Raw genomic sequence first — 19291 nt, forward strand, 5'->3', positions numbered from 1 at the left:
CGGACGGTGCATTCGCTACCGATCACCAAGACCGCACGAAGGACAGACTCGATGACTGCAGCGGTTACCCGCAAAAAGCTGATTGAAGTTTCGATCCCGCTGGAGGCCATCAACCGGGAAAGTGCGCGAGAAAAGTCAATCCGACATGGCCATCCATCGACGTTGCATCTGTGGTGGGCGCGGCGGCCGCTGGCGGCATGCCGGGCGGTGCTGTTCGCGCAGTTCGTCGATGACCCGAGTGCGTGCCCGGAAGAGTTTCCGACCGCCGAGCTCCAAAAGGCCGAGCGTGATCGGCTGCACCGGCTGATTGAGCGTCTAGTGCCGTGGGAGGCGTCCACCAATGAGACAATCCTTACGGAGGCTCGCTATGAGATCGCCCGATCTGTAGCGCGGGGGCGAGGTGAGATCCTGCCGACTTTGGCGCAGATGAAGCCGAAGGCAATCATTGACTACCTGCAGAAAAACGCCCCGGCGGTCTACGACCCGTTTTCGGGCGGCGGCTCGATCCCGCTCGAAGCGCAGCGGCTTGGGCTCAAGGCTATGGGATCGGACTTGAACCCCGTGGCCGTGCTGATCGGCAAGGCGCTTATTGAGTTCCCGCCGAAGTTCGCGGGGCGCAAGCCAGTAAACCCAGAGGTCAACGAGCTGCACCAATGGAAGGGAGCGCAAGGCCTCGCTGACGATGTTCGTTACTACGGTCGATGGATGCGGGCTGAGGCCGAGAAAAGGATCGGTCACCTATATCCGAGGGTCAAGCTGTCGGACGGCAAGACGGACGCCACTGTAGTCGCATGGCTCTGGGCGCGAACAGTGTCGAGCCCCGATCCACGCGCGAAAGGCGCGCACGTGCCGCTCGCCTCGTCGTTTATGCTCTCGGCAAAGGCTGGCAAGGAGGTGATCGTCCGCCCAGTGGTCGACCGTGCCAAAATGACGTGGACGTTCGAGATCGACGACAAGCCCAGCAAAACGGATATTGAAGCGGCGAAGGAAGGAACGGTCAATCGCAGGGGCGGCGTATGTCTGCTGACGGGCGCGCCGATGCCCTTCACGCACATCCGGACCGAAGGAAAGGCCGGGCGCATCGGTGTACGACTTATGGCCATCGTGGCGGAGGGCCAGACCGGGCGTGTCTATCTTCCTCCCGATGAGAAACACGTGAAGATCGCGCAAGCTCCGCCACCCGACTTGCCCGAGTTGGAGCAAGACCTCCCGAACAATCCACGGGACTTCAAGACCCCGAACTATGGCATGTCGCAGTGGAAAGACCTCTTCACTTCGCGGCAGCTGTGGCACTAACCACTTTCTCGGATCTTGTGACGACAGCAAGGGAGCAAGTGCTCACCGAAGCCAAGATGCATTGGTCCGGTGAGTACGTTGACGACGCCAGGCGTCTCGCGGAGGGTGGCCTCGGCCCCTTAGCCTACGCCGATGCCGTAGCCACTTATTTGGGGTTTGCGGTTAGCAAGGCGACCACTCGATCGTGTTCGCTCACGATCTGGGAGCCAGGTATGGGCCGCTTGGCCGGCGCTATGGGACGACAGGCCATGCCGATGGTCTGGTCTTTTGCTGAGACCAACCCGCTTGCCGGTGCTGGCGGAGATATTGGGGGGACCGCGGTGTCTGTAGCCGAGAACCTCGACAATCTCGGTATTGGTTCGGTCGGTTCGATCCGCGAGGCCGGCGCCCAGGACAATCAGTACCCCGAACATGTCGTAATCTCGACCGACCCGCCGTACTACGACAACATCGGTTATTCAGATTTATCAGATTTTTTTTATGTCTGGCTGCGGCGCACTCTTTCGACGATCCATCCTGATTTGTTCAGGCGGGTAACTACCCCCAAGAAGGAGGAGTTGGTAGCAACTCCTTATCGCGCCCGCCGAGCTATTGGGCAGTCTGACGAGAGTTGGGCTCAATTAAGTGCCGCGGATCGAGCTGAAGCGTTCTTTATGGACGGCATGAAGCTGGCTCTCAGTAGCATTGCGAAAGCAACGACGGATACACCCACGTCAATTTTTTATGCTTTCAAGCAATCCGAGATCGCGGCTGATGGTGTTACATCGGCCGGATGGGCCACGTTTCTTCAGGCAGTTACCGATAGCGGACTAGCAGTCGATGGCACATGGCCGATGCGCACGGAAGCAACGAATGCCCTAAAGAAAGACATGAATGCCCTCGCTTCCTCCATCGTCCTGATCTGTCGACGGCGCACCCCTGAAGTCTCGATCATCACCCGCGCCGATTTTCTGCGTGCGCTGCGTCGCGAGATGCCGGAGGCACTCGCCGAAATCGGTCGAGCGGGCGTCGGACCGACAGATATACAACAGGCTGCCATTGGCCCGGGCATCGGTGTCTTCACGCGACACGCAAGTGTGCTCAACACCGACGGGACGCTGATGCTCGTCAAGGATGCTCTGAAGCTCATCAATCAGGTCCGCGAAGAAATTACCTCCCATGCGGACGCCGACTACGACAGTGAGACCCGCTTTGCTCTTGATTGGTTTGCGGCCAAGGGGTTCGATAAAGGCCGCTCTGGCGAGGCGATCAACATGACCAACGCTATCAACATTTCGCTCGGTGCCATGGTTGTATCTGGCTTCTTCGAGGCCAGCGGTGGGTCTGCCCGGCTCCTCACCCGGAGTGAGCTGCCTGAAGTTTGGGACGCGGCCAAGAATGGCACGATCTGGGAAGCCTGCCAGCACCTTGTAAAGCGCCTAACCGCGGAAGACGGTGGCATCGAATCTGCCGCCGCGCTCTACAATCGCCTTGGGGCGCTGGCCGATCCCGCCCATGCGCTCGCACGCCGGCTGTACGACATCTGCGAGCAGAGGCAGTGGGCTACCGAGGGGCGTGTCTACAATCAGCTGCACCAGGAGTGGGATGTGATTGAGAAGCGCGCCGTTGAGTTGGCCGAGACAGGCAACCGCAGCGATCTCTTCTCGAATTGATCTGGGGGAATACCATGAGTGGCTTCGGATCGAACCAGCGCATCAATCAAGCACTTCTGATGCTGACCAAGGTGCTGCAGCCCTATGTCGAGCGGCGCATGCGCGATGCCTATCGCGGCAATTGGCAGCAGAGCCTTTCGGTAGCCGCCGGCACTGACCTGTCGAAGCCCCTGGACGCCTACGCGCTGTTGAAGACCATGGTCGACAACTGGCAGACCGCTTTCCGTGACGGGCTGAAGCCGATCGTGCGCAATCACGTCTCGCTGGCTCTCGCTGCGCGCAACGACGCGGCGCATGCCGGCGGAACGATATTGGACACCGACGCGATCTCCTATCTCCGCTCGATCCAGGCCGTCGTCGAGGCGATCGAACCCAAGTCGGCCGCCGGTATCAAGGCATTGCTCGATGATCAGACCAAAGCGATGGCCGAGGCCATGGGTGTCTCGACCGAGGTTGCCGCCAAGACGATCGCTGCCCCGGCGCAGCAGACGCTTGATCTTGCTGACAGCAAATACACGTGGAAGCCTTGGCGGGAGGTGGCGCCGCCCCATGCTGACGTCATGGCCGCCCGTTTCCAGGAAGCCGAGTTTGCGGCCGACCTCTCGACCGTGAGCCGCGGCGAGGGGGCAGAGACCTATCGCGACCCCCGCGAGTTCTACCGCATCACTTACATCACTGGTGGCCTGAGAAAGGTTCTGCAAAGCGCAATCGAGCGGATGGCGGGCAAAGGGGGCGATCCCGTCATTGGATTACAGACTTCGTTCGGCGGCGGTAAGACCCACACCATGTTGGCACTTTACCACCTTGCGAGCGCCGCAAACCCAGAGACTTTGCCGGGCCTTGCCGACATCTTCAAGGACGCGGGCGTGACAACGCTGCCGAAGCGTTCGAAGCCTGTGGTGTTCGTCGGAACGGCTGCCGGCGCCAACCAGCCGTTCACGGTTGAAGGCGCTCGAACGGTGAAGAGCCTCTGGGGCGTAATCGCGGTGAAGCTCGGGGGCTGGAAAGCCTATGAGACCATCAAGTCATCGGACGAGGCGCGGACTAATCCTGGCTCCGAGGCCATGATCGCGATTTTGAAACAGGCTGCACCCTGCCTCATCCTGTTGGACGAAGTGGTCGCCTACGCTCGTAACCTCGAAGGTGTTCCCTACGATGGTTTCGTCTCGTTCTTGCAGTCGCTCACCGAGGCCGCCGCTGCGGTGCCTGGCGTCTTGGTGGTGGGCTCGCTCCCTGAGAGCGCCGCCGAGGTCGGTAATCTGCGCGGTCGAGAGGCCCTGTTGGCGCTGGAAAAAGTGTTCGGTCGCGTGCAATCCGCCTGGGCCCCGGCGCAGGGGACCGAAACGTTCGAGATCATCCGCCGCCGCCTGTTCCAGGAGTTAGACCCCGACGGCGAGAAGGCGCGCGAGCAGGCCGTGAAGGCGTTCACGAGCTATTACAAAAACAACGCGGGCGAGTTTCCGAGCGGCGTGCGCGACCGAGCCTACGAGGCGCAGCTTCTGGCCGCTTACCCTGTCCACCCTGAACTGTTCCTGACGTTGCAGGGCGATTGGGGCGGGCTCGAAAAATTCCAGAAGACCCGCGGCGTACTCAAGATGATGGCGCAGATCGTCTACCGGCTTTGGCGAGACGGCCATGCGGCGCCGATGATCCTGCCGGGCGATGTGCCGCTGATCGACGACAGGGTGCGGACGAACGCGCTTGTGCCGCTTCCGAGCGGCTATGATGCTGTGCTTTCGAAGGAAGTTGCGGGCGATCTTTCAAAGCCCGCGCAGATTGAGGCGCGGTCCCCCTCCATCGGCAAGAACAAGGCCGTGACGCGCGCGGCGACCGCGTTGTTCATGGCGACCGCGCCCCACGGATCAACCAACAAGGGAATGGAAGTGGCGCGTCTCCGGTTGGCCTGCGCCGTCCCAGGCGAGCAACCGTCCCAGTTCTCCGAGGCCCTGCGCCGGCTTGGCGAGAATGCGGCCTATCTCTACAGCGCCGGCGAGAATTATTGGTTCTCGCCGATCGCATCCCTCAACCAGGAAGCGGAGGACCGTGCCAAAGGACTATCCGGCGCAGACGTTGAAGCCGAGATAATCACCCTGATCCGCGGAGAGGAGCGGCACAAGGGCACCGGCTTCCTGCGTGTGCACGGCGCTCCGGACGATCCTCTCGGCATAGACGATGCCTACGAAGCCGCGCTCGTGCTGCTGCCGCCGTCTGCATGGCAGCGGGGGCGTGACGAAGATACGCCTGCCATGAAGCTTGCCGCCGACATTGTTGAACACAAGGGTCCCGGTCAGCGTCGCAATCGCAACCGGCTCGCTTTCCTGGCCGCCGACCAGGCTGCGCTCGAAGACATCCAGAATATTGTCCGCAAGAAGCTCGCGTGGGCCTCCATCGTTCGGGATGCACGAGGCATTTTGCAGCTGCCACCCGCACAGGAGGATGACGCCAAAAAGAAGCTCGCCGAGCAGGATGCCGCCGTCGTAAATGCCGTGCGTCGCGGATGGAGGCACTTGCTGTTGCCCCAGGACCCTCAGCCAGGAAGCTCGAACGCAGCGCGTGGTTTTGATCTCGAACCCGTGGCATTGACTAATCGCGGCAGCGATCCGGCGCCATTGGCCCAACTGGCCTGGAAAAAATGTGACGACGACGGCCTGATCGTCGCGCGCCTCGGCGTCCTGGACAATGACCTCGGCAAGGGTGTGGCAGTCGAACCAGCGGCACGTCGGGGTTCGGCAGTTGCGCGATTGGTTCGCCCAGTTCCCCTATCTCTCAAAGCTGCGCGAGCCGCAGGTACTTGCGAAGGCCATCAGCGAGGCGTTGGCGCGCTCAGACGCCAAATACGCCATCGCGGATCGGTTTGACGACGCTAAGGGGGAGTATGTCGGCCTAAGGCTCGCCCAGTTGGTTAGCGTCGATCTCAACTCGGATGCGGTATTGGTCAGTCGCGAGGCCGCTGATGCACAATTGACCGAGCACCTTCAACCGCCCCGTTCAGTGGGATCCGAGGACGGCAAGACGGCCGTCGGGCCTAGGCCGGAGATCATTGTACAGACCCCGCCTCAATCCGCCCCGCGGCGTCCCCGCCGCTTCTACGCGAAAATCGTGCTCGATCCCAACCGGCCGACACCCCAGGTTAGCAGCATCGCCCAGTCAATCCTGAGCGAATTGGATCGCGTTCGAGGCACCCGAGTGACGCTGACGCTCGATATCGATGCAGAAACCACTGAGGGTTTCCCGGAGGATGTCGAGAGCGTGATACGCGACAATGCTGCAAGCTTGCGGATTGCGGACTTTGGCTTTGAAGGGGAGTGATTGAAAGCTTTCGTGTGATCAAATGAGTGGCATCAGCGTCCCTACTCGCGAGCAGGTCCTAGAATTTGGCTCGAAGCACAATCCCGTCGTTTGGGACAAGCACGGCCGAGCACTCGGGAATTCAGAGCTACTCAATCAAGTGCTGGACGATTGCAGTGCAGCGGGTGAATTTTTTCAAACGAAAGCACGTGGTTGAAATCGCTGAGGTTAGCCTGGCGCGGGCCGTGATCGCATCTGTGGTCTGGGGCTTTCCCCGGGGTGGCCGGCCAGGCGGCAAGTATTTAGACTTTGTGCGACTATTCGATCGCGCGGGGGACCTGGCGCTCGAATTAGAAGAATTGCGTTCGCGACCGCGATCTGCCGCCGAAGGACTCGAAGCGATCAAGTCTGAGGGCGTTGGCTTCGCGACGACTAGTAAGATTGTCTACTTCGCTGGTGTGAGCTTTCAGGAAGGTCCGGCACTCATCTTCGACGCCAACGTCATCAAAACGCTCGTCGCCGGGACGGGCATTGCTTCTTTAGGCTTCGAGAGCACGAAAGCTTGTTTGGGAAGCGGCAAGAGCTACGATAAGGCCGCGTCGGCCTATTCCGTCTACGTGAAGGAAGCCACCGCGCTTGCGGCGCGGCTTTCGGAAGGATTGAAGAGGCCCGTCGATCCTGATCAAATTGAGACTGCGCTATTTTTAGCCAGCGTCCGTCCGGGAGTGTGGGGCTGGGAAAATGAACCGGTTGAGCAAATTTGAAGAACGCGGCGCTTACGGTGAGGGGCCGGGACGTGTCGCTTATGCCCTCGTCACGGATCGTCTGCCCGAGCCAGCCCCGCGTATGGAATGGTGTCTTGTCAGCCCGTTCAGCGTGGCGGATGAGATTTTGGCAAACCCACGAATGAAGGGAAGTTTTCAACGCCGCGCTTGCTAGCGGCTGCGTCGTGGTCGCGAGGACGTAAGGCTGTCTCTACATCACACTAAAGGGCAAATGCCTGCATGTAAGGAGCAGGACGATGCGCGAAGGCAAGCCAGACCAAGTTAACGCGCGCCAGAGGGTAGGCGCCATGCGTGGGATTTCCCAACTACATCTGCCGATGAGAAGTCCGGAGGACGTTATTCCGTATCTTGGCTCTGCGGCTCACTGGCGAGACGGACGCTCTGCCAAGCTTGTCGCTGAAGGCTGGTTTTCGGCAAAGGATCGTCCGGAACTACATGGTTTGCCAGAAATGGTCCGTGTTACCCTGGGTCGGTGTCCACCGGACCAGGCGTCTCGTTTTGCAGAAGCCGAACTCGTGGATGCTTTCTTAGAGCGAACCATTGAGCTCGGAGACGGTTCGACGCCATCACAAACCGATGTGTTAGCCGTTCTCCGACTGCCGAATGAATTAGCTATTATGGCCGTTGAGGGAAAAGTAAACGAGAGCTTCGGCCCACTAGTAAGTGAATGGCTTCGCGAGGCTATGCCCAATTCTAAGAAGGCGGCTCGCCTCACGCGCCTCTCACAAACCCTAGGCATCAAAGTATCTGACCGTGAGAACCTACGCTATCAGCTTCTGCACCGTACCGCATCAGCGCTGTACGAGGCGCGACGCTACCACGCCCAGGTGGCGATTATGATGGTTCACTCCTTCGACCCGAAAGACACAGGGTTTGAGGATTTTGCGAGATTTGGCGCCGCATTGGGATTTGTCGGAGCCGCTGCGACCCGCCTGGTTGGCCCTATTAACCGTGAAGGCGTGGACCTCTATATCGGGTGGACTGCGGATAGACCTTCAAACAAAGGATTTTCTATCATTGATGGCCGCAAAACCGATGCAACGTTTTTTGGAGAAGAATAGTCGCAGAATGGGAAATTAACCGAGAGGTACGGCCTAATTCGAGTATCGACGGTGTTTCGAACAGGTCACGTCGCCCTAGAACTCAACAGGAAGTGGAGCCCAGATGCCACTATCTAAAGCATTCGACGACGCTCTGGTTTTTGCCGCTAGCCTGTCTTATTCGTAAGAGGCGCCCGAGAGGCTGGCGAGCGTGGTGTAAAGCGCTGATACGGCGTAGGATTCGGTTGTGAAGCCAACCCCATCACCTCCAACCGCGAACGCCACGCCCGCCATGACCGACGATACGATTCCGCCCTTCTCGTTTCCAGCCATTCACGCCAAGAAAGTCACAGCTGCCTTCGATGGTGGGCGCCTAACCTCGAACGGGGGCGTGATGCTTCTGGCGATGGCCGAGCGGCGTCTCGGCTTGGCCGACAATCTGGCCCGGGTGTTCCCGGATCGGCGCGATCCGACGCGGGTCGTGCACAGCCTGGTCGATATGTTCCGCGCGCGCATGTTCGCGATCTGCTGCGGCTACGAGGACGCCGACGACCTCGATCATCTGCGGTCCGATCCGGCATTCAAGCTGGCCTGCGGTCGCCTACCGGACACGGGCCGGGATCTGTGTTCCCAGCCGACGCTGTCGCGGCTGGAGAATGCTCCGCGCCTGCGCGACGTGATCCGACTGACCTACATTTTGGTCGACGCATGGATGGATAGCTACCCCCACGAGCCGGCATCCGTCACGCTCGACATCGATGATACCTGCGACGTCGTCCACGGCCATCAGCAGCTCTCGCTGTTCAACGCTCATTATGACGAACGCTGCTTTCTGCCGATCCACGTCTACGACACGGAGAAGAGCCGGCCCGTGGCCGTCGTGCTGCGGCCCGGCAAGACGCCGGGCGGCGTCGAGGTGCGTGCCCATCTGCGCCGCCTGGTACGGCATATCCGCACGCGATGGCACAACACGCGAATTACGTTCCGTGGCGACGGGCACTATGCCCGGCCGGAGGCCATGGCGTGGTGCGAGACCAACGGCATCGACTACATCTTCGGTCTGTCCGGCACCAAGCCTCTCGCCAGAAAAGTCGACGAGGTCGCCGACGACATCCGCACCCGACGCGCCATCGAGAACCTGCCGGTTCTGCGTGGCTATACCGAGACCCGCCACAAGGCAAAGTCCTGGGATCGCGAACGGCGCACCGTCGCCCGTATTGAGGCGACGATGCTCGGCCTCGACATCCGTTTCGTCGTCACCAGCCTCGATGTCGGCTCGGCCGAGTGGATCTACGACAGCCTGTATTGCGCGCGCGGCCAAGCAGAGAATCTGATCAAGCTGCATAAGACACAGCTCGCCTCCGACCGCACCAGCTGCCGTTCGGCGCTCGCCAACCAGGTCCGTCTCGTGCTCCATACGGCCGCTTATTGGCTGATGCTGACCGTGCGCGACGCCATTCCCAAAGCCCGGGAATTGGCCACTGCCGAGTTCGCGACGCTGCGTCTTCGTCTCTTGAAACTCGCTGCCCGTGTGGTCGAGACCACGAGCCGCATTCGCCTTGCGTTTGCCGCGGCATGTCCCGAAGCCGACCTGATCCGCGGCTTGCCCGGCGCGCTGCTCCCGCTCGGTCCGTAACCGACCGGGCCTGCGCCCGCTCACCCGCCCCACTCCTCCATCGCCTACAAAACAGCTTGATGTAGAACCCGGTGAGAAAAGGCCGGACGGTCACCCACGCCAGCCGCCAGCCCCCGTCAGACGTCAAGAACGACCGTGCTCTCGTGAATAGATCGGGCTAGTCTTCACCGTGACCAGATTAGAAAGGGTAGCGGCGTCCCGTACATCGCTCATCTAATGAGCGTCTCAAGCCGTGTGTTGTCGGCTGGTGGAACTGAGGTCCAAGCTATCGCGGGTCTGCTGCATGATGCTGCAGAAGATCAAGGAGGCGAACCCACGTTAGCAATCATCTGCAAAAGGTTCGGTGATGATGTCGCTAGGATCGTTTCGGACTGCACAGATTCGTGGGTCGAGCCAAAACCCGAGTGGCGGGCGCGAAAGGAAGCATACTTGAGAGCTTTACCAAACAAGCCTGCGACCTCTTTACTGGTTTCACTGGCCGATAAGGTGGATAACGCAGAGGCGATATTGAGTGATTACCAACAGATCGGCGAGGCTTTGTGGGACCGATTTACCGGGAAGCGCCAGGGTACAATCTGGTACTATAGAGAGTTGAGCGAAATCTTTCAGCGAGCACTGCCATGTCCGCTCGCTGACCTTTTGTCGCGAACAGTTTCTGCCTTTCCCGAGCACTAGCCTCGAGTGTTAGATCTATGGAAAACGAGACCAAGCGTGCCATGAACTGGCAAATCTTTGAAGAAGTCTCGTCGGCTCTTACAGTGCGCTCGATCTGTTCACAGCTCGGCCCAGACATCCCTACCGGGAGTACCGACGACGACCTCTTGGAAATGTACTGTGATCCCGACCTTGACCCGTTCAATAACCCGTCGAGGGTCGTAAATTCGAATGGGAGCGCTAAAGGCATAGTCTGGTTTGAGAACTATGCTCGAATTGAGAATTCGGACGCCCATACTGTTGACGAGGTTATGGAACACTTGGAGCCAAACGAATTGTTGAGTTCGGATACTACGGTACTAGAAGCGGTTGGGCTTTTTGCGAGATCCACATCGAATAGATATTTCTACGTTGTTCATGTCAATGAGATCATTGGGGTGTTGTTCTATAGGGATTTGTTTAAGCCGCTCGGTCGGCTAGCGTTTCTTGCACTCGCCTTGGAGATCGAGGACCTGGCTCTTTCGCTTTGCCGCTCGGCTGCTAACAGAGACGAAGCCTGGCAAGCGCTTCCAGACGGCAGAAAACGGCTGGCATGGAGCTCTTCAAACGACGGCACGGGCGGCTCCCTAGCTTCGAGAAGGCTCAAGCGGATGAGCGTGGTTTTCGGATTTTGAATGGCGACGCGGTTGCTTCCGATGTCTCGACGCTGATTGGATGCACGTTCCTGATTGATAAAGCCACGATGATCTGGAAACTGAGGCTGGTTGACAACGCAAGCCGAGCTTCAGTGTTGGGCTTTTTCAATGACCTCAAGGAGATCAGAGATCGATGCGCTCATCCTGGTACCGATGAAGAGCTAATATCCAAGGACGGGTCTTGCTCAATTCGTCGCGGCAGCTAGTCATATGAGGGCTGATCTCGCAGCTTCATTGCATCGAAAATAAATTCGTGGATAGTGCAATCGTTCGTCCTCTCTTTTTCGACGAGCGCAACGGAAATTCATGCGTTGGTGAGGCCGGACCTGCTCGGCTAACTAGGGCGGTAAAATCTTCGCGCGATTTTGATCTGGAACGAACCCTTCAGCTTCATCATTCGATATCCTCGGGATTGCTGGCCGCCATGTTGGCGCACCAAGCCTCGAAGTCTTCCTCACTCATGTCGTAAATTAGATTCATGTTGATGACTCTCCCATTCGACAGCAAATTCTTGGTCTTGATAAGATTCTCAGGCTTGCTTCGCCGAAACTCTACAGCTCTGGCTATCCTCGATAGTGTTGTACATGCGCGGGCTCGTGAAGCCGCCGTCGCCCCGCTGGTGATTGTCCGGAAAATCTTTGCGCAATTTGCCGGCAGGTGGGAGCGGCAACGAGGGCCTCTTTTCATTTGCGGAACGCCACTCTTGCGGCCGAAGGTCTCGAAGATTAATCCCTCTACGAGACGAACTGTCGTCATCAGAGAGGACCACCGGCATCCAACCTCGGTAAGCAAGTCCAAGCAGCCGCTGATACCAGCCGGCGTAAGCATAGCTCCACCCTTCGCCGGCGCTGGCGAGCCTAGTAAACCGCGCCAAGAATTTGTCTGCTAGCGATCGAGCCTCGTCGTTTTCAGCGTCTGGCCAACCAAAGTATCGGTCTTCCTCGCCGGACGTGTAGCGTGCACACAGGCTGACTGATTGCTCTTCGCTGTACCCGGTATCGCAGAGAAAGGCACCGTGATTGCGATAGAAGAGTGTGTCGGGACCAATCCAACAGCGCCAGTAGGCGCCGCTCGGCGCCATGAACGGCATGACCCGGAGCTTTTGATATCCACGCCGATGGAGTTCGCTGACCATAGCAAGTACGCGAACTGCCCGGCGGACATGGGGCTCAGGATGCCGTGTCATCGCGATTCATCCAACTCTTTGAGTAAAGCTGGCTTCATACTCGCAAATTTCGACACACCCCGCAGCAACGTTCTGAAGCTCCGGCGGATCAGATTAGTCAGACCGCGGCGGCAATGCCTGCCAATAAGCAAACCAAGCTCGCAGAGTGCTGTCGTTCAAACCCAGCCGCAGTCCGAGTACCCAAGCCGCTTCGGCACCCTCGGTTTCGAATAGGTCGCGGACCTTACTCTTCCGACGGCCAGAGCTTCGACCAGCAGCATTCGCCATGAAGCGCGTTTCCGGTGCTCTATCCCGTTTTTGCGTGACCACTTGTTCTCTCCTCTGAATGCACCCGCGCGGGGATCGCGGTACTGACATTTTAGGGAGGAACATCGATAGGTTGTAACTAGGAGTACTCTCGCATGCTGATCTAGGATGCACACCGTCGCGCAATCCGGCATCTAAGATTGCAAAATCGCATAGATCGAAGCAGGGAGCGCTATGGAGCTTTTCCGCGATCTGTAATGTTCTCCGCGTTCTGCCTCGCGCCCTCCACTCAGAACCGCCCTAAACCGATCTAAGCGTCCACTGGGCGCACGTCGAGCGTTAGATCCGCGGCTCACCGCAAAGCATTGTCTCCGACACAGTGCTGCAATGTCCTTCTCTAATCAGTTTAGTCGTGCCGCACTTCTAAAATGGGATCTCCCTTTTAGGGGATGAAAAGTCGGCATTCTCACGCGCAGATGTTGTCAGGTAGTGACCCATCATCAGCGAAACTGCGCGGCGTCTGACGGAGGTCCGACTCGGCGCGGACGCGCTGGCTTTTTCTAGGTATGAAATTCTCGAATTCGCCTGATCCACCGAATAAGTCGCGGCGACCTCGCGTACCGCTGTGTTCTAAATAAGCATGGTGATGTCGAGTACCGTGCATCTCAAATCGGTGACCCTCGGTACTTCGGTACTATGGCGCGCACGCGCACTTCGCGCCGCGCGAAAATTGATTTCGTGAAACAGAAGGCGATCATGGCCTACCCTCATCAACCGCTTCGGGTTTGCACCATCACCGGCAGGATGCGCCATCGCCTCTTGGGCTCTAGCGTCCAATACATCACGTTGACCTTGGCGCTTTTGCGCTGACTGTGTGCAGGCTGATGCAGTAAAAAGTTGCATTGCAGTGCTTCGCCCGCAGCGACGTTGAATTTGAATGCCATCGCCAAGCAATGGTCAACGTCTGCGATGTCCATTCCGGTTGGTGTGCCATCAGCAGCCGTGATCTGCTTTGCCTGCGATGGATCGCCGAGCCGATAATCGGGGAGATCAACGCCGAGCTTCTCGATCTCGATACCAAGGTGAGAGCCGTTTTTGACGTTTAATGTCGCGAGCCACCATTCGGTACCGGAACGCGTGAGCGTGATCCACGCATTCACGGCCTTCTCTGCCGTCGCCCGTCGGGCAGTGCTCCAGGAAGTGTACAGGCTCAAACTGGCTACAATCAGCGCCAGCGCGGTCAGGCCATCGCGTACAGGGAAGGCGGTCCAATCAATCATGCCACGCAACCTAGACGGGCCTGCCTAGGCGGGCAAGCCGGAGCCTTCTGTGTGTCGTGCGCCTCTCGTCTCCGTGATCTCTCCAGCCGACGCGGCACTACGTATGGTCAAGCACAGACAGCAACTCTAGCACTGGGCGATCATCGCAGGTGCTCAAGCCGATCGACCTTTTGAGGGATGCATGTGGTACTGATACTTTGGCGGATAGTGACTGCGGCGCGCAATAGTGGCGCATGTCATCCGAACCCAGCGATACTCCACCGAAACCGACTGCCGAGTACCCGTCAGGACAAGGTTTGCCGCCATCGCGTCAATTGTCTCACGTCGTGGTCGGCTATTTTGATTGATCTGAACAGGTTTGGGCTCAGTTGAGCAAGACTGAATAGGCAGATTGATTTGGAGAGGCCCTGATGCGTTCGAGCAACAGGTGATGTATTGCCCCTGGACCATAACCGGCAACGTCTCGAGCGCTCCCGCAGCGGGGCGGAGAGGGGCTTTAATTGCGGAGGGCGAATTGGATCAAAGGGTATTGCGGACAAGTCTGGGCGACGATCTTCGGTTCGCGCGTGTTCCTGTTGCGTTTGAACCGGGGACGCTTGCGAACCTATTTGCTCTCAAAAACAATAAGACGGTCAGACGGTCGCGCAAACGCTGCTCCATCCGCCGGTATTCAGGTTTGTCATCTGTCATTCCACTCGGGTACCAAGCAGCGCTGCAAACCCCGCTCGGCAATTCCCTAGGCAGAATGAAAGTGGAGGGGGAACTCACGTGCCGTGGCTTTGAATAAGAGGAAGGCCTTTTAAGGTGTGAACTTGAACCCGATGCGTGTTGAACTGCAGCTCGGCTGTGAAATCCCAGCTGTCCTTTTTCCCGCACACCGAGAACCCCTCGGGTACCACTTCCGCACATCCATGCGCGCATTGGCCGGCCAAATGGCGCGCAGTGCTGCTGTCTGATAGGGTCCACTTCTTAAGGATGAAACGGGGGCGGATATTCGGGTCGGTGCGAGTACTATAAGTACGAACGCTCGTTGGAGACCGAAGCGCTCCGGTCCGGTGAACGGGAAATTTTAAGTTATAAGACAATCGTTGAGCAGTATTATGGTTTTCAGAATGCAGGAAAGAGATCTCGATCTCTTCATCCTTGAAGAGCTTCATAGCAACAGCGGGTTCGATACTTGGCTCGCAGAGTGTATCGGGCTCGGAGGCTTCAAGTGCCGAGAAGCCGAACATTCTGTTTCTGCAAAAACAAATGCGAAATGGGGCGAAACTGATGTTCTCGCCATCTTCTCAAATGGTATGGAGCAGGTGGCCGTTTTAATCGAAGATAAGATTGCTGCCGACTTCACAGAAAGCCAAGCAAGGCGGTACCACGAGCGGGCAAGCGAGCTGGTTAGTTGCGGCCGAGCGCAGCGCTATCTAACCGTTCTTGTTGCCCCATTAGTCTACTTGGCTAGAGTGCCTAAAGAAGACCCGTGGGATAGAACCCTCAAGATAGAAGAACTGCGCGACTGGTTCGCCATTCATAGCACGGCGCACGCCAATTGGCGCAAATCAGCACTGGCTGAGTGCCTGGTACGGGTTGCGAAAAGCAAAAGCGTAGGGGATGCGGACGTGCGCCGCTTTTCGGAAGCCTTCGCATCATTTCTTCAAAAACACGCTCCGCCCTTCAATCACAAGATCACTGGAGATAAATGGGGATTCATCATCGACACTCCGTATCACCCAAAGAACGTGCAGCTTGCATGGAAAAACGGAAAGTCTCGGGTCGATCTGACCTTTTCTGGACCTCACGTTGGCAAAGCACACCATGTTCTGTGTCAGCCGGAGGCTTTCTGACGGCGTGTCTCTTAAGAGCGACATATTGGGCATCGAAGTGCCAATGGCGGACATGTCATCAGATGGAAGTGATATCGGCAGTGATAACAGCGGCACGACAGCTATTGCCACTCGTATCCCAGGCCCTTAAAGACGCCCCGGATTAGAGCCCCGCCATTTTCCCTCCTGCCCCCCTTTTCACTTACATCATCGGTCCGAGCATGGCATCCCGCCCTTTGCGCCGGAAGGGATATGCGGCTCCGCAAAAATCAGACGATCTGTCGTGCCCGCGGTGAGACGGAGCCATAGCCTGCAGTGAAGCGATCGCGCATCCTAACCGCTGGACGATGACCAGCATTACTCGTTACATGTCGCGCTCTTGGGAGGTAAAAATGCCGGATGAAATTGTCGATCAATCTGATGAGCACATCTCTGTAGACCTCGGCCTGATTCAATTGGTCAACAAAGAAGGGCAAACGCTGATCCAGAAAGACTACCGCGTCGGCGGCGAGGTATGGCGCGTTCACAAATACGATCCCGACCCGTTGCCATCTGCCCCTCACGCGCACTGCATCGATGGCCGAAAGAGATTCATCGGCTACAAGCTACATCTGGGTACCGCCGAAGTGTTCCACAGCAACAATGACCCGACTGGATATCGACTGGAGCGAAAATACTTCCTGCGGCTGTGCGAGCTAGTGTCTAAGAAGTTTCCACACCTGGTACTGCCCCTCGCGACCTGAAGCCGAGTGATCCGCATAATAGCACCGGCTGCTTATTAGATCCTAATTGTTCGGAACTAGTACCCACTTTTCTTGGAACGTGAGTCGTGATTCAAGGTCGGGATGATACCCGAAGCAAGAGAAGTCCACCTTTCGAGGAAAGATCGCAAGGTGCTTGAGGCGTGCTGTCGCTCACCGGTGACGTTGCAGCGCGATTTGAAGCGGGCGCGGATAGTTCTGTTGGCGGCGGATGGGCGCAGCACCCGGTCGATCGCCAAGGAAGTTGGGGTCCAGCCGCGGATTGTCAGCCTTTGGCGGCATCGCTATGCCGACCATGGCCTTGAAGGGCTGCAAGACAAGCCGCGGCCTGGCAAGCAGCCGATCTATACGAAGACGACCGACAAGCGGATTCTGAAGCTGCTGGATAAGCCGCCACCGCAAGGGTTTGCGCGCTGGACCGGCCCCCTGCTGGCCGAGGCGCTGGGCGATGTCGATGTCCAATATGTCTGGCGGTTCCTGCGCAGCCACAAGATTGACCTGGTGGCTCGCAAGTCCTGGTGCGAGAGCAACGACCCGAACTTTACGGCCAAAGCCGCCGATGTTGTCGGCCTCTATGTCGCGCCGCCGGCGAAGGCCATTGTGCTGTGCGTGGACGAGAAGCCCTCGATCCAGGCTTTGGAGCGAGCGCAGGGTTATCTGAAGTTGCCCAATGGCCGCGCCTTGACCGGCCAAAGCCACGATTACAAGCGGCATGGCACCACAACATTGTTTGCGGCGCTCGAAGTCGCCACCGGAAAGATCATCGCGACCCATTCAAAACGCCGGCGCCGCGTCGAGTTTCTCGATTTCATGAACAGCGTCACCGCGGCTTTTCCGAACCGCAAGCTTCACGTCATCCTCGACAACCTCAACACCCATAAAAAGAACGAGGACTGGCTCAAGGCCCACCCCAACGTGCAATTTCATTTCACGCCGACAAGTGCGTCATGGCTCAATCAGGTCGAAGTATGGTTTTCCATCTTGCAGGGGCAGTCGCTCAGCGGCACCTCCTTCACGAGCCTCAAGCAGCTTCAGGAACACATCGATGCCTACGTCAACGCATACAACGACAGAGCCGAGCCCTTCGTCTGGACCAAGAAAAAGGTCCGTCAACGCCGTTTCAAAGGCCGCCGTATCACTCAGCTCTGATTCCGGGTACTAGGTCGGGCCTCTGGTCTCTCCTCGGCGCATTTCAAAACTGACGCGTCGAATAGTGCTTTCCAAGGGCCCGATAGAACTGCCGCTTCGGCTGTGAGATCCACCCGTCCCTTCTCCCATAGTATCAAGAAACCGTCTGGGACCGTATTCGATGTGAGTAGGCGAACGCAGGCCTGCACCGGCCCTATATCAGCGAGCATCAATCGAAATGCTCGTGGCCTAAAGCCTATCTTTTGAGCTTCGATCGCATCTTTCAGTAGGCGGTCGAGAAGCAGCCGCTCTAACTCTCGTCTTTCCAGGTCAGAGACTCGCATTTTTCGCTCCACAACAAGTCGGTCGAGGGCTCGATCACGCTGCCTCGGCTAGCCGAAGAATTGTTGTTCAATTAGGCCATCTCTGCATCTCTGTCCCGTGTTTCCGAAGAAGCGGCTGGTCCATGGTGACGACCGATGCGAACTATCGATTGCGCTGGATGTGCCTGCTCAATTCAACGGTTGCCTCATACGCCGCATCGAGTGCCGTCGGCCGATCAGAGAAACCGGCCCACGCGCCTTCGGGATCGATCAGCGCCTTGATCGCATAGCTGACGATCTCAAGCGCGCCGCTGTCCTCTTTCAGGCCGAGAAGATCGACCACCTTCAGAAGTCGGTCCGCGGCCGCGGGATGTGTCTGGCTTTCCGCGTGCGGCACGCATTCGAACTGACTGATCCAGACATGCCGCTGAAAATACCGACCGCGGCTCCCTCAAGGGCGAGCTCATCAGCGGATGGATGCGCGCCTTCCTGCCGGTTTGGGTCGGCAGTCAGGGCGCCCTTCAGCCATAGCGTCGCTGTCTCGTCCGCTTCGTATTCGCGCCGGAAGTGCTCCTCCTGCTGGATACTGGTCTGATCGAGATGCTTCTTCACTAGATGCGCAAGTTCGTGACGGATGATCCAACCGAGCGCGCGGAGGAACAGCGCGTTTCCGTTACGATCATCCTCTGACGTGGGATCGGCCGTAGGCACCGGCGCCCAGGCTTCTTGCACCCAGTGCTCAAAGGGCTTCTCCGCAAAGCGGAGCGACAGCTCGAACAGGTCGAGGCCCATTCGTGCCTCCGGGTAGTTGGAGAGCATCAGCCGCCTATCGTCGGCCGGTTCAAGCTTCCGCTGCGCTTCGAACATCACCCGGGCGACCCGTGCAATCGCATGCGATGCGGCCCAGAGGCTCGCGATTCCGTTCCAGGTGATGGCGACATGGGGAGGGGGCGAGAGCGCTGCAAACTCCGCCTCCTGCTTGCCGAAGCGCCAGGAGACGGCGGCCAGTTCAAGCGGCACAGCGGCAGGGTCCACTCCTGCAGTAGCCGCCGCCCGGCCGTACACCTCCCAGATCACTGGTTCGAATTGCTGAAATAGTGTCTCCAAAAATAAGGGTTGCTCTGTCATGTCAAAAGCAACTGTCTCAACTCACGATACGACTCTGAAAAGCCAATATCATTTTCGAGTGGGAACGAGGCAAGTGGTCCACTCTCTGATAGGAGGCGAAACATGATTTGCCGACCGAGCATTAGAACTCGCAGACATTGCTCAACATCCTCTCGATCCGTGACGAGAATAAAATTCGCTCCAGTCGCAATCGGCTCAACTTTCACCGTAAAGATTTTATAGTCGAGCAACGCGTCACTCGGAGCGAACATTGCCGCAAGAAATCCGTTCTGTTCCAAGATGTATGGCTCGATAACAAAGTAGATGAACGGCGTGATTGTCCGGCCATCGTTCTCCCGAGTGAGACGGAAACGGACGTCAAATTTCGTTTCACTGC

General features: G+C 58.1%; 17 protein-coding genes. 12 read left to right on the forward strand and 5 right to left on the reverse strand.

The annotated features are described in order from the left end of the window. The first annotated feature begins 51 nt into the window (after nucleotides 1–51). The 9 genes from ACFLEY_RS00500 (at nucleotide 52) to ACFLEY_RS00540 (ending at nucleotide 11025) form a co-directional block, all read left to right on the forward strand. On the forward strand, nucleotides 52–1296 hold the full coding sequence (locus ACFLEY_RS00500) for a DUF1156 domain-containing protein (RefSeq protein ID WP_211433348.1): 1245 nt from the start codon (nucleotides 52–54) through the stop codon (nucleotides 1294–1296). 248 nt (nucleotides 1297–1544) lie between these two features. Beyond that, complete coding sequence (locus ACFLEY_RS00505; protein WP_211434654.1) at nucleotides 1545–2948, forward strand: hypothetical protein; 1404 nt, start codon at nucleotides 1545–1547, stop codon at nucleotides 2946–2948. A gap of 14 nt (nucleotides 2949–2962) precedes the next feature. Continuing rightward, entirely contained in the window at nucleotides 2963–5806 is a 2844-nt protein-coding gene (locus ACFLEY_RS00510) for a DUF499 domain-containing protein (RefSeq protein ID WP_396604467.1), read from the forward strand. Continuing rightward, entirely contained in the window at nucleotides 5763–6257 is a 495-nt protein-coding gene (locus ACFLEY_RS00515) for a hypothetical protein (RefSeq protein ID WP_396604468.1), read from the forward strand. The genes ACFLEY_RS00510 and ACFLEY_RS00515 overlap by 44 nt, the downstream gene beginning before the upstream one ends. A 155-nt stretch (nucleotides 6258–6412) precedes the next feature. Beyond that, entirely contained in the window at nucleotides 6413–7000 is a 588-nt protein-coding gene (locus ACFLEY_RS00520; protein ID WP_211433351.1) for a hypothetical protein, read from the forward strand. Nucleotides 7001–7257: 257 nt separating this feature from the next. Next, entirely contained in the window at nucleotides 7258–8082 is an 825-nt protein-coding gene (locus ACFLEY_RS00525) for a DUF6946 family protein (RefSeq protein ID WP_211433352.1), read from the forward strand. A gap of 271 nt (nucleotides 8083–8353) precedes the next feature. After that, a complete protein-coding gene (locus ACFLEY_RS00530; RefSeq protein ID WP_039183842.1) occupies nucleotides 8354–9697 on the forward strand; it encodes an IS1380-like element ISBdi2 family transposase in 1344 nt (447 codons plus the stop codon). 216 nt (nucleotides 9698–9913) lie between these two features. Continuing rightward, nucleotides 9914–10372 (forward strand): HD domain-containing protein, encoded by a 459-nt coding sequence (locus tag ACFLEY_RS00535; protein WP_249163514.1) that lies wholly within the window; start codon nucleotides 9914–9916, stop codon nucleotides 10370–10372. Between the two features lie 17 nt (nucleotides 10373–10389). Next, nucleotides 10390–11025 (forward strand): hypothetical protein, encoded by a 636-nt coding sequence (locus ACFLEY_RS00540; protein WP_211434470.1) that lies wholly within the window; start codon nucleotides 10390–10392, stop codon nucleotides 11023–11025. A gap of 550 nt (nucleotides 11026–11575) precedes the next feature. Here ACFLEY_RS00540 and ACFLEY_RS00545 read toward each other — a convergent pair. Together ACFLEY_RS00545 and ACFLEY_RS00550 are read right to left on the reverse strand one after the other, a co-directional pair. Next, nucleotides 11576–12181 (reverse strand): hypothetical protein, encoded by a 606-nt coding sequence (locus ACFLEY_RS00545; protein WP_211434471.1) that lies wholly within the window; start codon nucleotides 12179–12181, stop codon nucleotides 11576–11578. A 1067-nt stretch (nucleotides 12182–13248) separates the two neighbouring features. After that, nucleotides 13249–13758, reverse strand: coding sequence for a hypothetical protein (locus ACFLEY_RS00550; protein WP_211434472.1), 510 nt, complete (start codon nucleotides 13756–13758; stop codon nucleotides 13249–13251). Nucleotides 13759–14846: 1088 nt separating this feature from the next. Here ACFLEY_RS00550 and ACFLEY_RS00555 point away from each other — a divergent pair. The 3 genes from ACFLEY_RS00555 (at nucleotide 14847) to ACFLEY_RS00565 (ending at nucleotide 17485) form a co-directional block, all read left to right on the forward strand. Beyond that, the gene (locus tag ACFLEY_RS00555) at nucleotides 14847–15596 is read left to right on the forward strand and encodes a PD-(D/E)XK nuclease family protein (RefSeq protein WP_211434473.1); all 750 of its coding nucleotides are present in this window, start codon (nucleotides 14847–14849) and stop codon (nucleotides 15594–15596) included. A gap of 371 nt (nucleotides 15597–15967) precedes the next feature. Next, on the forward strand, nucleotides 15968–16318 hold the full coding sequence (locus tag ACFLEY_RS00560) for a hypothetical protein (RefSeq protein ID WP_129557411.1): 351 nt from the start codon (nucleotides 15968–15970) through the stop codon (nucleotides 16316–16318). A gap of 102 nt (nucleotides 16319–16420) precedes the next feature. Continuing rightward, entirely contained in the window at nucleotides 16421–17485 is a 1065-nt protein-coding gene (locus tag ACFLEY_RS00565) for an IS630-like element ISRj1 family transposase (RefSeq protein WP_026192128.1), read from the forward strand. Nucleotides 17486–17950: 465 nt separating this feature from the next. On the opposite strand, the gene ACFLEY_RS00570 is transcribed toward ACFLEY_RS00565, so the two are convergent. From ACFLEY_RS00570 to ACFLEY_RS00580, 3 genes are read right to left on the reverse strand one after another with little or no spacing between them, the layout of a single operon-like run. After that, nucleotides 17951–18130: a hypothetical protein gene (locus tag ACFLEY_RS00570; RefSeq protein WP_211434578.1), complete on the reverse strand. Its 180-nt coding sequence runs from the start codon at nucleotides 18128–18130 to the stop codon at nucleotides 17951–17953. Nucleotides 18131–18132: 2 nt separating this feature from the next. Next, a complete protein-coding gene (locus ACFLEY_RS00575) occupies nucleotides 18133–18915 on the reverse strand; it encodes a phage exclusion protein Lit family protein (RefSeq protein WP_211434579.1) in 783 nt (260 codons plus the stop codon). After that, a complete protein-coding gene (locus ACFLEY_RS00580) occupies nucleotides 18912–19193 on the reverse strand; it encodes a hypothetical protein (RefSeq protein ID WP_396604469.1) in 282 nt (93 codons plus the stop codon). The genes ACFLEY_RS00575 and ACFLEY_RS00580 overlap by 4 nt, the downstream gene beginning before the upstream one ends. Nucleotides 19194–19291 lie beyond the last annotated feature (98 nt).

This window comes from Bradyrhizobium sp. YCK136 (assembly GCF_044570075.1).
In the GTDB taxonomy this organism is placed as follows: Bacteria; Pseudomonadota; Alphaproteobacteria; order Rhizobiales; family Xanthobacteraceae; genus Bradyrhizobium; species Bradyrhizobium diazoefficiens.